Origin of the sequence: Streptomyces sp. NBC_00433 (assembly GCA_036015235.1) — a bacterium.
Lineage (GTDB): Bacteria > Actinomycetota > Actinomycetes > Streptomycetales > Streptomycetaceae > Actinacidiphila.
In genome coordinates this window covers 3,232,484-3,249,661 of the sequence record CP107926.1, presented here as the reverse complement: position 1 = coordinate 3,249,661, position 17,178 = coordinate 3,232,484, and the positions used below count along the sequence as shown (strand labels likewise).

14 protein-coding genes are annotated in these 17,178 nt (G+C 72.2%); 7 read left to right on the top strand and 7 right to left on the bottom strand.

Going from position 1 to position 17,178, the window contains the following annotated elements; genetic code table 11:
• Positions 1-11: 11 nt before the first annotated feature.
• The 6 genes from OG900_13360 (at position 12) to OG900_13335 (ending at position 8,326) form a co-directional block, all read left to right on the top strand.
• Positions 12-1,175: a phosphoserine transaminase gene (locus tag OG900_13360; GenBank protein WUH90988.1), complete on the top strand. Its 1,164-nt coding sequence runs from the start codon at positions 12-14 to the stop codon at positions 1,173-1,175.
• Positions 1,172-1,957 carry an inositol monophosphatase gene (locus OG900_13355; GenBank protein WUH90987.1) on the top strand — a complete coding sequence of 262 codons (786 nt, stop codon included), beginning with the start codon at positions 1,172-1,174 and terminating at the stop codon, positions 1,955-1,957. Before OG900_13360 ends, OG900_13355 begins: the two co-directional genes overlap by 4 nt.
• 855 nt (positions 1,958-2,812) lie before the next feature.
• Positions 2,813-3,949 (top strand): substrate-binding domain-containing protein, encoded by a 1,137-nt coding sequence (locus OG900_13350; protein ID WUH90986.1) that lies wholly within the window; start codon positions 2,813-2,815, stop codon positions 3,947-3,949.
• Positions 3,949-5,556, top strand: coding sequence for a sugar ABC transporter ATP-binding protein (locus OG900_13345; protein ID WUH90985.1), 1,608 nt, complete (start codon positions 3,949-3,951; stop codon positions 5,554-5,556). The genes OG900_13350 and OG900_13345 overlap by 1 nt, the downstream gene beginning before the upstream one ends.
• On the top strand, positions 5,553-6,569 hold the full coding sequence (locus tag OG900_13340) for an ABC transporter permease (protein WUH90984.1): 1,017 nt from the start codon (positions 5,553-5,555) through the stop codon (positions 6,567-6,569). Before OG900_13345 ends, OG900_13340 begins: the two co-directional genes overlap by 4 nt.
• A gap of 236 nt (positions 6,570-6,805) precedes the next feature.
• Entirely contained in the window at positions 6,806-8,326 is a 1,521-nt protein-coding gene (locus OG900_13335; GenBank protein WUH95742.1) for an alpha-L-arabinofuranosidase B, read from the top strand.
• Between the two features lie 80 nt (positions 8,327-8,406).
• Here the strand turns inward: OG900_13335 and OG900_13330 are convergent, their stop codons facing one another.
• The 7 genes from OG900_13330 to OG900_13300 all read right to left on the bottom strand — a co-directional run bounded on the left by OG900_13330 (position 8,407) and on the right by OG900_13300 (position 16,372).
• Positions 8,407-9,522: a MerR family transcriptional regulator gene (locus OG900_13330; GenBank protein ID WUH90983.1), complete on the bottom strand. Its 1,116-nt coding sequence runs from the start codon at positions 9,520-9,522 to the stop codon at positions 8,407-8,409.
• Positions 9,523-9,639: 117 nt separating this feature from the next.
• Positions 9,640-9,945, bottom strand: coding sequence for a DUF397 domain-containing protein (locus OG900_13325; protein WUH90982.1), 306 nt, complete (start codon positions 9,943-9,945; stop codon positions 9,640-9,642).
• The gene (locus OG900_13320) at positions 9,942-10,814 is read right to left on the bottom strand and encodes a helix-turn-helix transcriptional regulator (GenBank protein ID WUH90981.1); all 873 of its coding nucleotides are present in this window, start codon (positions 10,812-10,814) and stop codon (positions 9,942-9,944) included. The genes OG900_13325 and OG900_13320 overlap by 4 nt, the downstream gene beginning before the upstream one ends.
• 113 nt (positions 10,815-10,927) lie before the next feature.
• Positions 10,928-11,662 (bottom strand): dienelactone hydrolase family protein, encoded by a 735-nt coding sequence (locus tag OG900_13315; protein WUH90980.1) that lies wholly within the window; start codon positions 11,660-11,662, stop codon positions 10,928-10,930.
• 115 nt (positions 11,663-11,777) lie between these two features.
• Positions 11,778-13,055 carry a hypothetical protein gene (locus OG900_13310; protein ID WUH90979.1) on the bottom strand — a complete coding sequence of 426 codons (1,278 nt, stop codon included), beginning with the start codon at positions 13,053-13,055 and terminating at the stop codon, positions 11,778-11,780.
• Between the two features lie 208 nt (positions 13,056-13,263).
• Positions 13,264-14,466 (bottom strand): PQQ-like beta-propeller repeat protein, encoded by a 1,203-nt coding sequence (locus tag OG900_13305; protein WUH90978.1) that lies wholly within the window; start codon positions 14,464-14,466, stop codon positions 13,264-13,266.
• 880 nt (positions 14,467-15,346) lie between these two features.
• Positions 15,347-16,372, bottom strand: a complete 1,026-nt coding sequence (locus OG900_13300; protein ID WUH90977.1) for a glycosyl hydrolase — start codon at positions 16,370-16,372, stop codon at positions 15,347-15,349.
• A 209-nt stretch (positions 16,373-16,581) separates the two neighbouring features.
• Here OG900_13300 and OG900_13295 point away from each other — a divergent pair, with 209 nt between their 5' ends.
• A complete protein-coding gene (locus tag OG900_13295) occupies positions 16,582-17,121 on the top strand; it encodes a hypothetical protein (protein WUH90976.1) in 540 nt (179 codons plus the stop codon).
• The last annotated feature ends 57 nt before the right edge of the window (positions 17,122-17,178 follow it).

The window sequence follows — 17,178 nt, the reverse complement described above, 5'->3', positions numbered from 1 at the left end:
AAGGGCCACCATTGCGTGCGCGGAAGCCCCAACTCAAGCCCGAGCGGCCATGGTTCTCGTCCGGGCCGTGCGCCAAACGACCCGGGTGGGACCCCGGCGACCTCAAAGGCGCCTTCGTCGGGCGCTCCCACCGCCACCCCGAAGGGCGGGCGCGGCTGCGGGAGGTGATCGCGCGCTCCGCGCAGGTGCTCGGGCTGCCGCCCGGCTACCGGCTGGCGGTCGTGCCCGGCTCCGACACCGGCGCGATCGAGACCGCGATGTGGAATCTGCTCGGCCACAAAGCGGTCGACGTGTGCTGCTGGGAGAACTTCGGCTACACCTGGCTGACCGACGTGGCCGAGCAGTTGGGCCTGCCGGAGGTGACCGTCCACCTGGCCGACTACGGGCGCCTGCCCGACCTGCGGCGGGTCGACTTCGGCCACGACGTCGTCTTCCCCTGGAACGGCACCACGTCGGGCGTCCGCGTGCCCGACGCCCAGTGGATCCCGCAGGTCCGCGACGGGCTGACCCTGTGCGACGCGACCTCGGCGGTCTTCGGCATGGACGTCGACTTCACGAAGCTCGACGCGGTCACCTGGTCCTGGCAGAAGGCGCTCGGCGGCGAAGGCGCCCACGGGATGCTCGCCCTGTCCCCGGCGGCCGTCGAACGCCTCGCGGTCTACCGGCCCGACCGCCCGATGCCGAAGCTCTTCCGTATCGCCCGCGAAGGGCGGCTGCTGGACGACGTCTTCGACGGCTTCTTCATCAACTCGCCCTCGATGCTCGCCGTCGAGGACGTCCTGGCGTCACTGGACTGGTGCGAACGCATCGGCGGGCTGCCGGAGATGCTGGCCCGCTCCCGGCGGAATCTGGACGCGGTCGCCGCGTGGGTGGTCGACCACCCCTACGTACGCTTCCTCGCCGCCGACCCGGCGACCGTCTCCTCGACCAGCATCTGCCTGACCTTCACCCACCCGGAGTTGGACAAGCTGCCCCGGCAGGAGCGCATGCGCTTCACCACCCGGCTCTGCGAGCGGATCGAGGCCGAGGGCGCCGGATACGACATCGCCGGGCACCGCGAGGCGCCGCCCGGAGTCCGCATCTGGGGCGGCCCCACCGTCGACACCGACGACATCGCCCTGCTGCTGCCCTGGATCGACTGGGCCTTCGCCGAGACCCTGGAGGAATACGTATGAGCGGCGCGGAGGATGCGTACGCCGGCGAGTTGCTGGCCTTCGCCGAACGCCTCGCCGACGAGGCCCGCAAGCTGCTGGCCGCGGCGGCGCTTGAGGCGATACGCCCCGACGTGAAAGCCGACAACAGCTACGTCACCGCCACCGACCGCCTCATCGAGTCCCGGCTGCGCGAACTCATCGCCGACGCGTATCCCGAACACGGGGTGCTGGGCGAGGAATTCGGCGCCCACGGGCTGGACTCCGAGCACGTGTGGGTGCTCGACCCGCTCGACGGGACCGCCCCCTTCGTCGCCGGGATTCCCGTCTACGGCACGCTCATCGGCCTTGCCCGCGGGGGAAGTCCGTGGATCGGCGTCATGGACTACCCGGCCACCTCCGACCGCTGGACCGGCCTGGCCGGCGCCTTCGCCCGCCGCAACGGCACTTTTGTCCGCACGAGGCGTTGCGCGGACCTGTCCGCCGCGCTGGTCACCTGCTCCAACCCCGACTTCTTCGCCGCCCCCGACCGGGCCCGCCTCGCCCGGGTGCGCACCCGGACCCAGTACACCCTCTACGGCGCCAGCTCCTACGCCTTCGGCCTCCTCGCCGCCGGCCGCACCGACCTGGCCGTCGACGCCGGCCTCAAGCCATATGACGTCTTCGCCCCCGCGGCCGTCCTCGCCGGCGCCGGGGGCGACATGACCCAGTGGTCAGGCGCCCCTCTCAGCCTCACCACCCCCGGCCAGTTCCTCGCCACGGGCGACGCGGCGCTCCACGCGGAAGTCCTCACGCTGCTGGCGTGACGCCACCGTCCGGGGCGGGCCGCCCGGCCCGCCCCGGACCACCGGCGGGTGGGTGGTTGAGCGCGCCGTTCCCCGCGCCCCTGGGGGGTTGCCCTCTGCGGCGGGCGGCGCCCCTTCGGGGGCGCAGGGAACGGCGCGGCCAGCCCCCACCGGGGGCGCGGGTCGTCACCGACCCCGAGGGGCTGTTCGGCCCGTCCCGGACCACCGGCGGGTGGGTGGTTGCGCGCGCCGTTCCCCGCGCCCCTGGAGGGCTCGGCTCTGCGCGTAGGGTGCACCCCCGGGTGGGTGCCCTCCGCGGCAGAGGGCAAGCCGAAAGGGGCGCGGGAAACGGCGCGGCCAGGCGTCGACAAGCTGCACGTCGCCACCCTGCGAAGGGGCTGTTCGGGCCGCCCCGGACCACCGGCGGGGAGCCGCGTCGGAGGGTGGTGGGCGCGCCAAGTTCCTCACCCCGGGCTGGGAAGCCCATTTGTGCGCGAGGTCTTGACGGGTAATCAGTGAACGCTAACATTCTCGGGAGGCGACGGAGTCCAGGAGCGGTGCGCACGCTCGCTGCTCCTGCGGCACCGCAGCGGTGCCGTGTCGCTTCTGGTTACGCACGGGCGTCAGTGGGACGCGGGAGAAGGGTATGCCGCCTGGCGGCAGGGAGTTCTTCCGGTCGTGGTCAGCGTGGGCGCCCGCTCGTCGGCGGGATACGGGTAGCGCAGACCCGTGAACCTGTACGGCGGGAGGACGTGAACGGGATTTTCTGCGCGAGCGATATGTGAGCGCTAACAAATGGCTGGAAAGCCTTTCCGGACGGGATGTTTGGTCATGGGTGCAGTGCGGAGTGGGCGGGTCGGACGAGCCGGGCTGAGGATGGGACGCAGGTGCGGCGCCGCGGCCGTCGTGCTCGCGGTGGTGGCCGGCGCGGCGGCGTGCAGCAAGAGCGGGGCGGGCGACTCCGGCTCGGGTTCGGACTCGACTTCCGCCGCCGGTGGCGCGAGCGCGCCCGCCGTGACGATCAAGGGCGACATCACCTTCAATGACGCCAACCTCGCGAAGCTGGACGACGCCCTGAAGGCGGCGCTGGCCGGCAAGGACCTGTCGAAGCTGGACGAGGCGATGGTCGTGAACGTCGCCGTCGACTACTGGAACGCCGGCAAGATCGGCTTCAACAAGGGCCTCAAGGACCTCGGCGTCAAGGGCACCTACCAGGCCCCGGCGAACGGCCGGCTCGACCAGCAGCTGTCGATCATCCAGACGCTGCGCGGCCAGGGCATCACGGGCCTGAGCGTCTCGGCGATCGACCCGACCGCCATCAAGGCCCCGATCGCGTCGGCGAACAAGGCCGGCATCCCGGTGCTGGCGATCGACTCGCCGCTGCCGAAGGAGGACGGTGCCGCCCTCTACCTCGGCACCCCGAACTACCAGGCGGGGCAGAAGGCCGGCGAGGCGATGAAGCAGGCGCTCGGCGGTAAGGGCCAGGTCGTGGTCCTGGTCGGATCGCTGACCACGTCCAACGCGGTCGAGCGCATCCAGGGCTTCGAGGACGCCCTCAAGGGCACGGACATCAAGGTCGCGCAGAAGCTCAGCGACGGCATGGACGCGGCCAAGGCGCTCACCAACGCGCAGACCGCGATCCAGACCAACCCGAACATCAACGGCCTCTACGGGGTGTACTCCTACGACGGCCCGTCCGCGGGCCAGGCCGTGCAGGCGGCGGGCAAGACCGGCCGGGTCAAGATCATCTCGGACGACAGCGACCCGCAGACCCTGAAGTTCGTGCAGTCGGGCGTCATCCAGGCCACCGTCCTCCAGGAGCCCTACCAGCAGGGCTACACCGGCGCGTACCTGCTCGCGGCGCTCAAGGTGCTGGGCAAGCAGGCCACCCTGGACCTGGTCAAGCCCTACCTGGAGTCCGACGGCAGCACGATCAGCTCCGGTGTGGGCCTCGTGACGCAGGCCAACCTCAGCGACTACCAGGCCAAGCTCAACGAACTGGGCATCGGCTGATGGGCACGCCGCTCGGCGAGCGGACGAGCGCGCCCACCGACATCGCCGTCTCGCTCCGCGACGTGAGCAAGGTCTACGGGCCGGTGAAGGTGCTCGACATCCCCCGACTCGACCTGGCCCGCGGTCAGATCGTGGCGGTGGTCGGCGAGAACGGGGCGGGCAAGTCCACCCTGATGGGCGTGCTGTCCGGCACCGTCACGCCCACCACGGGCGCCATCAGCATCGCCGGGCGGCAGTTGCAGCCGGGCCGCCCCGACCACTCCCGCGACATGGGGGTGGCCATGGTGGCCCAGGAATTCCCGCTGGTCGGCCAACTCAGCGTGGCGGAGAACCTGTTGCTCGGCCGCCGCCCGCAGCGGGCCGACAGCCGCCCGCTCGGCAAGGTGGTGGTCGACCGGGCGGGCACCAGGGCGGAGGCCAGGACGCTGCTGGCCGAGGTCGGGGTGACCGGTGTCGACGTCGACCGCCCGGTCGGCCGATTCCCGGTCCCCGTACGGCAGATGATCGAGATCGCCAAGGCCTGGGGCCACCGCCCCGTCGTGCTGATCCTGGACGAGCCGACCTCCTCCCTCGGCCCGGTCGAGGCCGAACGCGTCCTGGACCTGGCGCGTGCGCATGCCGCCGCCGGGGGAGCGGTGCTCTTCATCGGGCACCGGCTGGACGAAGTGCGGTCGGTGGCCGACCGGGTGGTGGTGCTGCGCACCGGCCGGCTGGTCGCGGACCTGACGCCGGCGGAGGCGACCGAGGAGCGGATGATCCGCGAGATGGTCGGCAGCGAGCTGGCCCGCGCGGACCTGGCGCCGCCGCCGTCGGTGGAGCGTACGGCGACGCTGAGCGTACGAGGCCTGACCGCGGACGGCCTCGGCCCGGTCGACCTGGACGTACGGGCCGGCGAGATCGTCGGCGTGGCAGGCCTGATGGGCTCGGGGCGCAGCCGGCTGCTGCACACCGTCATGGGTGCCCAGCCCCGCACCGGCGGCTCGGTGGCCTTCGACGGCGCCGACTTCCACCCGCGGCACCCGGCCGAGTCGGTCGCGGCCGGCATCGGCCTGGTGCCCGAGGACCGCAAGGTCCAGTCGCTGCTCCCCGCGCACTCGGTGCGCTGGAATGTCACGCTCACCACGCTGCGCCAGATCAGCCGCCGCGGTGTGCTGCGCCCCCGGCACGACAAGGAGCACGCGGCGGGCATCGTCAAGGACCTCGGTGTGCGGCTGCACAGCCAGGAGCAGCCGATCAGCTCGCTGTCCGGCGGGAACCAGCAGAAGGCGGTCTTCGGCCGCTGGCTCGCCGCGAAGCCCAAGCTGCTGCTGCTCGACGAGCCGACCCGCGGGGTCGACGTCGGCGCCAAGGCGGAGATCTACAGCCTCATCGACACGGCCGCGCAGGACGGCCTCGCCGTCCTGGTCGCCTCCTCCGAACTGGAGGAGCTGCTCTGGATCTGCCACCGCATCGTGGTGATGGCCCGCGGCCGGATCGTCGCGGACATCCCGCGGGAGCGGTTCGGCAAGGAAGTGATCATGACGGCGGCGGCCGGTTCGCGAACGGGTGTGCCGCCCGGCCCCACTGAGGACGCCGGCAGGTCCGGCGAAGGGAAGGCTCACGCATGAAGACCAGCACCGCCCCGGCTCTGGCGGACCTGGACGACGGTTCGTCGCCGCGTACATCCCTGGTCCGGCGGCTGGCCGAGACCCCGGAAGTCGGCGTCGTCGCGGCCTGCGTCATCGTCTTCACGGCGCTCGCGATCGACAAGTCCACCTTCGCCAGCGCCGTCAACCTCCAGGGCATGGGCTTCGACCTGGCGCAGTACGGCCTCATCGCGATCGGCGAGTCGCTGGTGATCCTCACCGGCGGGATCGACCTGTCGGTCGGGGCGCTGCTGGGCACCAGCGTCATCCTGATGTCCTGGTTCAACGTGCGGGCCGGGCTGCCACCCGTCCTCGCGGTTCTGGTCACCCTCGTCATCGCCGGCACGGTCGGCCTCATCCACGGACTCGCCGTCACCCGGCTGAAGATGCCGCCCTTCGTCGTCACCCTGGTCACCTACACCGTCGCCCAGGGCGTCACGCTCGCCATCACCTCCGGTACCTCGATCACCGGCATCGGCGGCTTCTTCGGCGATGTCGGGCAGACGTACGTGGCCCAAGTCCCGCTGCCGCTGATCCTGTTCGTGATCGTCGCCATCGCCGCCTGGTTCTTCCTGGAGCGCACCTACGCGGGCCGCCAGGTCTACGCGGTCGGCGGCAATGCGGAGGCGGCCCGGCTCGCGGGCATCCGCGGCGACCGCCGCGTCATCTCGATGTACGTGACCAGTTCGCTGCTGTCCGCCTTCGCCGGGATCATGGTGCTGGGCCGGATGGGCGTCGGCTCGGCCAGCGGCGTCGGCGTCGGCTGGGAGCTGTCGGCGATCGCCGCGGCCGTCATCGGCGGGGTGAGCCTGGTCGGCGGCCAGGGCCGCATCGTCGGCATCGTGGCGGGCACCATCCTGCTCGAACTGATCAACAACGGGCTCACCACGCTCCAGATCAACTCCAACTACACCAACATCGTGCTCGGTTGCGTTCTCGGCGTCGCCATCACCGCCGACCGGCTGCGCGCCAGAAGCGTCGCCCGCCGCACCTGAGCCCCGCCGCACCGGAATCGCCGCCCCACCTGAACCGCCGCACCACCTGGAGCCCCCACACTGCTCCACCCACACGGTTCCCGGCGCCCCCTCCCACGGGCGCCGGGCCGCCCTTCGGCCTGCCCGCGGACAGCCCGCGCCCCATGCCGTGCGTCTCCCCACCCCCCACACCGGAGGAGGACTCCGTGTCCGTACCCGTGGCAGCACATCTCCAGCGGCACGTCAGAAAGTGGGCGTTGGCGGTCACCGCCGTCGTCGCGCTGATCGCCGGCGTCCTGGCCGGCACGTCCCCCGCCTCGCAGGCGGCCGGCTCGCTGCCCTGCGACATCTACCAGTCCGGCGGTACGCCCTGCGTCGCGGCGCACAGCACCACCCGCGCGCTGTACTCCTCCTACAACGGCTCGCTCTACCAGGTCCGGCGCTCCTCGGACAACGCCACGCAGAACATCGGCGTCCTGAGCGCCGGCGGCTACGCCAACGCCGCCGCGCAGGACTCCTTCTGCTCCGGCACCTCGTGCGTGATCACCGTGATCTACGACCAGTCCGGCCGCGGCAACAACCTCACCCAGGCCCCCGGCGGCGGCGCGGCCGGCGGCCCGGACAACCTCGCGAACGCCACCGCGGCCCCCACCATGGTCGGCGGCCACAAGGCCTACGGCGTCTTCGTCGCCCCCGGCACCGGCTACCGCAACGACCACACCAGCGGCATCGCGACGGGTGACAACCCGGAGGGCATGTACGCGATCTTCGACGGCACCCACTACAACGGCGGCTGCTGCTTCGACTACGGCAACGCCGAGACGAACAACAACGACGACGGCAACGGCACGATGGAAGCCATCTACTTCGGCAACATCAAGGTCTGGGGCTACGGTTCCGGGAACGGCCCGTGGATCATGGCCGACCTGGAGAACGGCCTGTTCTCCGGCGTCAACCAGCACCTCAACTCCGGTGACCCGACGATCAACTACCGCTACACCACCGCCATCGTGAAGGGCGGCCCGAACCACTGGGCCATCCGCGGCGGCAACGCCCAGTCCGGCGGCCTGTCCACCTTCTACGACGGGGTCCGGCCCAACGTCTCGGGCTACAACCCGATGAAGAAGCAGGGCGCGATCATCCTCGGCATCGGCGGCGACAACAGCAAGGGAGCCCAGGGCACCTTCTACGAGGGCGTGATGACCTCGGGCTACCCGTCCGACGCCACCGAGAACTCCGTCCAGGCCAACATCAACTCGGTCGGCTACGGCAACGGCTCCTCCGGGGGCGGCTCGGGCTTCCCGGCCGCCGGCAGCAGGTTGTCCCTGCGGGCGACGACCTCGTGCTGCACCGGCGACTACATCACGCACGACGACAACGACACCAACGTCGTCATCTCCCCGGTCACCTCGTCCAGTACGTCCACCGCCAAGGCCGACGCCACCTGGATCGTGCGCGCGGGCCTCGCCAACAGCTCCTGCGTGTCCTTCGAGTCCGCGAACAAGTCGGGCCAGTACCTGCGCCACTACAACTACAAGCTCCAACTGGCCGCGAGCGACGGCAGCTCGATCTTCCAGCAGGACGCGACCTTCTGCCCGCAGAGCGGCCAGAACGGGCAGGGCTTCTCGCTCCAGTCCGTCAACTTCCCCGACAAGTACCTGCGCCACTTCAACTACAACGTCTACATCGCCTCGAACGGCGGCTCGAACACCTGGGACTCCGCCACGTCCTGGGCCGACGACGTGAGCTGGGCGACCGCGTCCCCCTGGACGCCGTAGACCCCCACGCGAGGGGCCGTACCACCGGCGCCACCGGTGGTGCGGCCCCGCCGCGAGCGGAGCACCGCGGCGCGGCGGATTCAGGCCACGAGCAGGCGAAGGCCCAACTCGGCGGAGTCGAGGGCGACGAGGTCCCGGTTGCGTTCGGCCCACCTGCCGGAGGCGAGGTCGGCGCGGAGCGCGTCCACGGCCCGCTTCTCGGCCCGCGTCCCGACCCTGGTCCACACCGACACCGCGCGGCGCACATCCTCGTCCAGATACGCCTCGGGCCGGCGCCAATAGGCCTCGAAGAAGCCGTCGGCGCAGTCCCACGGGACGAGCACCGGCTCGGCGCGGCCCCCGATCGCGCGGGTCAGGTCGGCCAGCGAGGGCCAGTCGGTGAGCAGTCCGGCGAATTCCGGCAGGTAGTCGCGGGTGAGCCAGAACCGCTCCAGCCAGCCGGTCGTGCCGGCGTCATAGGTGAAGACCACCACGCGGCGGGCCACCCGGCGCAATTCGCGCAGCCCGGCGATCGGGTCCTGCCAGTGGTGAACGGTGCTGAAGGCCATCGCGGCGTCGAAGGACTGGTCCGCGAAGGGCAGGCTCTCCGCGGCGGCCGCCACGCACGGCGCCGCGCCCGCGGGACGCTGCGCGCGCATCACCGCGGACGGCTCCACCGCCGTGACCTCGCGGTCCGGCGGCTCGTACGAGCCGGTGCCGGCCCCGACGTTCAGCACCGTCCGCGCGTCCCCGAGCGCCTCCCAGACCTTCGCGGCGATCCGCGGCTCGGTGCGCCGCGTCGCCGGGTAGGCCGACCCGATGGCCTCGTACAACTGCGCCCCGAATATCCTCAGTTGCTCCTCCGGTGGCGTGCTGATCCCCATGGCGCGTGCCTCCAACTCCCTGTCGATGGCCGACACCATGGCCGCGGCGCGGTCCCGCTGCTCCAGCAGCAGGCCGCGCAGCCGGCGCAGGTGCGCGACCGCGTCGGTGGCCGGGTCGTCCACCAGATCCGCGATCTCGCGCAGTCCGAAGCCCAGCCGCCGGTAGGCGAGCACCTCCCGCAGCCGCACCACGTCCCCCGCGGCGTAGGCCCGGTAGCCGCCCGCGGTCCGCGCGGACGGCCGTACGAGCCCGATCTCGTCGTAGTGGTGCAGGGTGCGCACGGTCACGCCGGCCAGTTCGGCCACGCGTCCCACGGTCAGGTGCTCTTCCACGCCACCGACAATGCGGCATGACGCGACGTGAGGGTCAAGCAGGCCGCTTCGGGCCGTGACGGCACGGCCGCGCCCCGCAGCCGGGGTGATCCGGTGCGGGGCGCGTGGCGGAACGGTTCAGAGGGCGCGGGCGTAGGCGATGAAGTCGGCCCAGGCGGCGGGGGAGAAGGCGAGCTGCGGCCCCTCCTTGTCCTTGGAGTCCCGTACGTGGACGGTGCCGGGGCACTCGGCGACCTCGACGCAGTCGCCTTCACTGCCGCTGCTGTGGCTGGACTTGTGCCAGCCGAGGGCGACCTCCAGGCAGTTGTCGCCCTCGGAACCGCTGTAGCTGGACTTCTGCCAGCCGACGGCGACCTCGATGCAGTCGTCACCCTGCGAGCCGCTGTAGCTGCTCTTGAACCAGACCAGGCCGGGCTTGGTCATAGTGCTCCTCGCATTCGCTCCAGCAGGCCCCTGGAGTCGTCGGGGGTGAGGGCCTGTGAGCGCAGTTTTGCATACCGTTGCTGAAGGATGCTGATTGCTTTCTGGTCAGCGATCAGCCGCCCGTTCTCCTGCCCTTCTGAGTATGCGAACCAGCGGTTCTCGGGCGTCTCCAGCAGGCGCATCGGCCCGTCATGGCCCGCGTGTACGGGCTGTCGCAGCGGCATGATCTGCAACTCGACGTTCCAGTGCCGTTCACTGACGTCCAGCAGGTGGTCGTACAACTCCCGTGTGACGTCCGGTCCGCCCGTCCACCTCTCCAGGACGGCCTGTTCCAGGATGAAGCTGAACGCGCAGGGCCGTTCGCGGTCCGTCGAGAGCAGCTTCTGCCGGTCGAGCCGCTTGGCCACCCGCTGTCCTACCGCGGCCTCACCGGCGAGCGGCGGCACACTCAGTGACACCGCCCGCGCATAGGCCTCGGTCTGCAACAGGCCCGGGATCACGCGGCATTCGTACGTGTACAAGCTGATCGCCGTCAGCTCCAGACGCGCCCACCGCCGGAACCAGGCGGCAAGCCCCTGCTCCCGGGTGAGGTGCTTGTAGGCCGCCTTTAAGGCACCGGTGTTGCCGAGCGCCGCCTCGCCGAGGTCGATGAAGTCCACGTCCGGCATGCGGCGGCCCACCTCGACGGAGGCGACCGTGTGCTTCGAATACCCGACCTCGCGCCCCAACTCCTCCCGGCTGAGCCCGGAGTGGTTGCGCAGCGCCTGCACGACCGCCCCGAAGGTCCGCAGGCTGTCGGACGACTCGGGTTCGCCTCCGGCTTTGCCGCCCTCGTCCTCGTCTTCCGTCCCGCCCGTACCATCGGCCATCTCCGGCCTCCTCCCTGGGTGCCGCGCATCGGCACTCTCCGGAAGCAAGCCTCACTGACGGTGATGCGTACTGTCCACAATCTGTGCGCGTACGCTGCCGCAGCGTACGCGTACTACGCGGCTCGCGCCGCCACCGGCAGGCACTCGGCGAGCAGGTTGACCACGTCGTCCCAGGCTCGCCGCGCGTGCAGTTCGTGGTAGGCGACGCCGGGGACGACGGCGTGGGCCACGGACGGGTGGTGGAAGGCGTGGGCGGCGCCGCCGTAGACCACGAGGCGCCAGTCGACGCCCGCGGCCTGCATCTCGGCGGTGAAGGCGTCGCGTTGGGCGGGCGGCATGATCGGGTCCTCGGAGCCGACCCCGACCCAGACCGGGCAGCGGATGCGCGCCGACTCGCCGGGGCGGCCCGTCATCAGCGCGTTGACCGTCGCGATCACCCGCAGGTCGACGCCGTCCCGCCCGAGCTCCAGCGCGATGGCGCCCCCGGTGCCGTATCCGACAGCGCCGATGCGGTCGGGGTCGGTGCGCGGTTCCGCCCGCAGGACGTCGAGCGCCGCGTGCCCGATGCCGCGCATCCGCTCGGGGTCGGCGAGGATCGGGGTCACGTACGCGAGCATCTCCTGCGGGTCGCTCATCCAGCGGCCGCCGTTGATGTCGAAGGCCATCGCCACGTAGCCGAGTTCGGCGAGGGCGTCGGCCCGCCGCCGCTGGAAGTCGTTCAGCCCCGGCCCCTCGGGCCCGACCAGAACCGCAGGCCGGCGGCCGCTCCCGGCCGGGAGCGCGAGGTGCCCGACCATCGTGAGGCCATCGGCGGCGTATTCGACCGTGTGCGTGGTCACCGTTGTCATGGGACCCGACGCTAGCGACCGCGGCGGCCGTCCGGACCGGAGTTCACCCCCGGCGGAACCGCCGGCCCTACGCCTGCCCGGCCTCCCCCTCCGCCTCCGCGGCCTGCGACGGGCCCTAGCGGACCGTCCAGCGGAAGTACGCGCCACGGGAGCCGTCGGCGGTGGCGGCGCTGCCCAGGACATCGCCCTGTTCGGTGATCGCGGAGGCGGCCGTGGTGGCGTATCCCGACGGCGGGGTGATCGCGATCATCTCGCCGGCGCGCCAGAGGAAGGCGCGGTAGGAGCCGTCCGCGAGCTGTGAACCTCCGGCGATCTGACGGCTGTTGTTGATGCCGACCGGGTCGGTGCGCGTGCCTCCGAGGGTGCCGAGGTCGGTGGCGCCGCCGCCGCTCCACACGAAGGCACGGTGGCCGGCGGAGCTGTTGCCGTAGCCGAGGACGTCCCCGGCGTCGTTCAGCGCCCGCCATATGGAGGGGTCCGACACCGAGGCGGCGCCGCCGCGCGGGCCGGTGAAGGTGGTCAGCGTGCCGCCGGACCACCTGAACGCGCGTGCGTCGGGCGAGTAGTAGTCGCCGGCGACGTCACCGCGCGCGTTGAGGCCGCCGACGCCCTGCAAGCTCCATGCTCCGCCCACGTCGGTGAAGTCGGCGACGACGGAGCCGTCCCGCCACAGGAAGGCGGAGTGCCACGAACTCTGCGGCAGGCTGCCGAGCATCAGGACATCGCCCCGGTCGTTGACCGCGCGCGCGGTGAAGGTCATGCCGCTCCTTGACGGCGGCGGGTCGACCGTGGTCATCGTGCCCTCACCGACCAGGCAGACGGTGCTCCACGTGGCGGTCTCCCCACTCGGCACGTCATAGCCGAACACCGTGACCTGCCCGAGGTTGTTCAGGGCGGTGGCTCGGCTGTAGACGGTGCCGATGTCCAGCACGCGCGGCACCCCGCCGGTCCACACCGTGGCGTGGCTTCGGCCGTTGACGGTGTAGTAGCCGGCGGCCTGACCCCGGTCGTTGAGGCGGGTCGCGCCGCAGTCCGAGGCGCCCGCCACCGGCGAAGGCAGCACGGTGACACGGCCGTTCGACCAGATCGCCGAGGGCCACCGCGGCATGGCGCTCTCGCCGGCGTCGATCATTCCCAGCACTTGGCCGTAGCGGTTGACGTCCCTGATCTGGATCAGCGGGTTCGAGCCGTCGGGGTTCGCCAGCGGTCGGGCGAGGACGGTGTGCCCGGCCGCCGCGCGCGACCGGACCGACGCCGCCGGCCGCCTCTTGGGGGGCGCGCCCGTCCCCACCGCCGTCAGGGCGTGGGCCGGGCTCCCCGACAGCGCCGTGACACCGAGCACCGTCCCCGCCAATATCCCGCGCCTGCTGACGCCCCGCCCGCCGTCGCTCATCGCGTTCCTCTCCGTGCCGCGCCGCCACGTACGCCCCCGCGCACGCGTCCGGCGTACCCACTGAGGCTGATGATGCGTCAGGGAGAGCGGCTCCGCCACCCTCATGCGCACGGGCGGCTCAGAAACGACGGCGGACCGCATGCCCCAGGCATGAGCTGCCCGGCAGGAATGGGCGGCACAGCGGACGACGGGACTTTGCGGACGCAGCTCAGCGGGAGAAGCGGACGCCGACGCCCGTGCCCTGCGCGTCCAGCTCCAACACCCCGCCGTCGGGCGTCACATACACCGTGCCCGCGGTGAAGCGCTGCTTGCCGGTGGCGGCGGGGGGCAGTTCGGCCACCGGGGTGGCCTGGCCGGTGCGCGGGTCGAGCCGCACCAGTTGGGGGGACGCGGGCGGGCCCGCGAGGGCGTAGACGTGGTCGTCGCCCGGGGCGGCCGCGGCCAGTGCGACGGCCGGGTAAGCCCAGAGCCTGGCCCCGGTGGCGGTGTCGAACGCGTCGACCTCGCTGCCCGCGGCCGTCGTCGCCGGAGTGACCAGGACGGAGCCGACGAGCCGGGCGGAATGGTCGGCGTCGCTGTCGTTCCCCGGCACCAACTCGGTATTGCCCACGGCCAGTTTGCGGCTGCTCCCGGACGGGGCGAAGACCCGCACGCTGTCCTCGCCCGCCTTGTGCACCCCCGCGATCAGCGGCGAGCCGGAGAAGACGTGCGCGATGTCGGTGTGGGCGTCCTGGGTCTGGGTCCAGAGCGTCCCGCCGGTCCTGCCGTCGTAGGCGGTGAGGGTGAACGGCTTCTTGTTGTCGGCGCAGTAGTCGTCGACGAGTACGGTGCCGACGCCGCCCCAGGTGTAGGCGTTGCAGTAGTAGCCGCGGGGCTTGAAGCCCCAGACCCGGCGGCCGGTGCGGATGTCGAGGCCGCCGAGGAAGTTCTCGCTGACGATCGTGGCGACGCCGCCCTGGAGGTACGTCGCCGCGCCCATCGCGGTCGGGTGGGCCGCGTCGACCAGCGGCACCGTCCACAGGACCGTGCCCGTCGCGGTGTCGACACCGGCCAGGTCGGTGCAGGAATTGCCGTCCTTGCCGAAGGCGACCGTGCCGAGGCCGCCGGCGGTGAGGGTGGGGGACATCGCGCACGGCCGGGTGCCGCTGCCGGCCGCGGTCGGCGGCAGCGCGGCCGTCCACCGGGTGCTGCCGTCGGCCAGGTCGTACGCGGTCAGGCCGCCGCGGGTGCTGGCGCGTATCAGCAGCTTCTGCGTGAGCCAGCTCCCGATCAACTCGTCGTCCGCGGCGGGCGCCCGCACCTCCCACACCGGGGCCAGGTGCTTCGACGCCGAGGGTGCCGCCTCCTCCCGGTGCAGCACCACGCCCGCGGCGGTGCCGCCCGCGGCGAGCAGCGCGAGCACGAGCAGCACGGGCCCGCGCCTGCGCCCGCCCTGGCGCCCGGCCCGCCGATCGACGCGAGCGCCTGCGGCGGGCGTCACGGTTGCCTGCGGCGCTGGTGCTGGCGCCCGGGGGGCCGGCGTTGCTGTTGCGCGCGGCGCTGTTGCCTGCGGCGCTGTTGCCTGCGGCGCGACAGGTGCGGGGGAGGCCGCCGCGGGCGGCTGCGCGGCCGCGCGCGCGTATCCGGCCGGGCGGCCGGTCACGCGCTCCGGCGCGGGCATGGGCGCGGACACTCGCTCGGGCGCGTGCCCGGCCGCGTACTCGGGTGGCGGCTCGGGCTTGCGCCGCTGCCCGGTGCCGCGCCCAGGCAGGCGCTCGGGGGACGGGGCGTGCGGGGACGGCTGTCCGCTGCCGCGTTCGGGGGACTGGGCGCGCGCGGGCCCCTGTTCGCTGCCGCGCTCGGGGGACCAGGCGTCCGGGGGCCGCTGCCCGCTCCCGCGCTCGGGCGTGTGCTCGGGGGGCGAGGTGCGCGGGGGTGTCTGTTCGCTGCCGTGCTCGGAGGTCGAGGGGCCCGAAGGCGCCTGCCCATTCCCGCGTCCGGGGGCCGGGGTGTTCGAGGGCTCCTGCCCGCTGCCGCGCTCGGTTTCAGGCTCGGGCTTGCGCCGCTGCCCGGTACCGCGCTCGGGGGTCGAGGTGCGCGGGGACGGCCGGCCGCCCCCGCCCCCGCCCCCGCTCCCGCGCTCGGGCGTGTGCTCGGGGGTCGGGTTGAAGGGGCGGCGGGGGGCGAACGCCCAGCCTGCGTCAGGCTGTTGTGGCGCAGCTTGCTCCGGCGACGGTTCCGTCGTCATCCCCCGCACTTCCGCTCTACTGGTGCTCGGCCCATGGTCTGTTCTGCTGCTGCCTTCGGCGGCGTCAGCCGCCACCCGTGCCGAAGGGGTGGCCGAAGCCGTGGCGCGCGGACTCGGCGCGGAAGGCGGCCCTGGCCCCGAGCGATGTGTCGATGCGCCAGTCCATCATCTGGGTGCTGCCCGGCCAGTCCTTGCGCTGGTCGTACCAGACCAGGCCGATCACGCCCGCCGCCGCCGCGCCCTGGAAGAGGTCGCGGACCTGGGCCTCCTTGCGGTCGCTCTGGGCGACCCCGGTCTCGGTGATGAGAACCGGCTTGCCGGAGAAGGGGGCGATCTCCTTCAGAGTCGGCGTGAAGAGGCCGGAGAAGGCGGTGCCGTCGATCGGGCCGTAGTAGCCGATCAGGCCGACCCAGTCGACGTACGCGTCCCCCGGGTAGTACGGGCGCAGCTTCGCCGTGGTGCCGGAGTCGACGACGTGCGGGCTCCAGGTCCAGATGACGTTCTTGACGCCGGCCTCGTGGAAGACGTCGTGCACGTGCTTCCAGGCGGCGACGAAGTCGGCGGGCTTGCTGTGGCCGGGGCCCCAGGAATTCCAGGGGCCGTTCATCTCGCCGGCGAAGGACAGGACCAGCGGGCCGTGGTAGCCGGCGATCTGCTGCGCGAGCCGGTGGACGTACGCGTCGTCGTAGCCGCCGCCGATGTCGGCGAGCGAGGTCTCGGACGGTACGAGCGCGAGCATCGGCAACTGCCCGTGCTGCCAGAGGAAGGTGTTGCCCTCGGGGTCGAAGTCGTCGCCCCAGGAGCTGTAGTACTCGCGGATGTCCGGTGCGCGGCCGGCCTGCCGGCCGAAGGTCTTGACGATGTCGTACTGCCAGGGCGACTTGTCGTCCACGACGCCGAGCATCCGCCCGGCGGGGTGCAGCATCGACGAGACGTCGTAGGGCCCGGCGGACGTACGGGAGGCGCTGGGGGCCGCCGCCTCCGACGACTCCTTGCCGGAACCGTGTCCCGTACACGCGTAGGCCGTGAGCAGCACGACCACGGTGAGCACGACGGCAGCCGCGTAGCCGGAGCGGCGGGTTCTGGCCATGTGACGGGTCCGATCGGGCGGGTGGCGAGCTTCGCGACCAGGATCCTATGCGTCACACCTCGGCCCGGCATATTTTCATCTCAATATGGTCACGTAGGGCAGGTAAATCGGGATAAGTAGGTCAACCGTTCGGACATGTACCGCTTACGGCGCTATTTTCGAGTCCCGGAGCAGTGGCGGCACGATCCAAGGAAAGCCCGAGGCCCTCGGTGAGCAGCACTCTGACGGAGGTCGAGACCTCACCGGTCTTCGTGGACGAGACGGGCAGGCGCGGCCGCAGGATGCGCGGCGCCGGCTGGGTCGTCGGCGTCGGCTTCGTCGGCGTCACCCTGGCGATGATCTCAGGCCTGCTCGGCACCCAGTCCGACGCCCCCTCATTCGACGTTCCGGGCACCGCGAACACCCTGCCGCCCGGCCAGTACGTCAACGCCCCGCTGCCGTCGCCGCCCGGCAAGGCCGACCGCAGCAAGGGCGCACCGCACACCGCGTCCGCGACGCCGACCGGCAGCGTGACGCCGACCGCCTCGGACACCGCGGACCCGGCGGACAGCGCGAGCGCGACGGTCACCCCCAAGGCGTCGGACAGCGTCAAGCCGCACGCCACCGACGACCCGCCGGCCAGCGCCCCCGTCAAGAACAGCGCAGGGAAGCCTTCCGCGCCGCCGCACACCGCCCCTCCGGCGAGCACGACGCCCCCGCCGCCGCCGAGCGGCACCAGCTCTCCCCCCGCGTCGGCCCCCGCGCCGTAACCGCACAGCGCACCCCGCAAGCCCAAGCCGCCCGTCGCTCCGCTCCGCAGCCGCGCA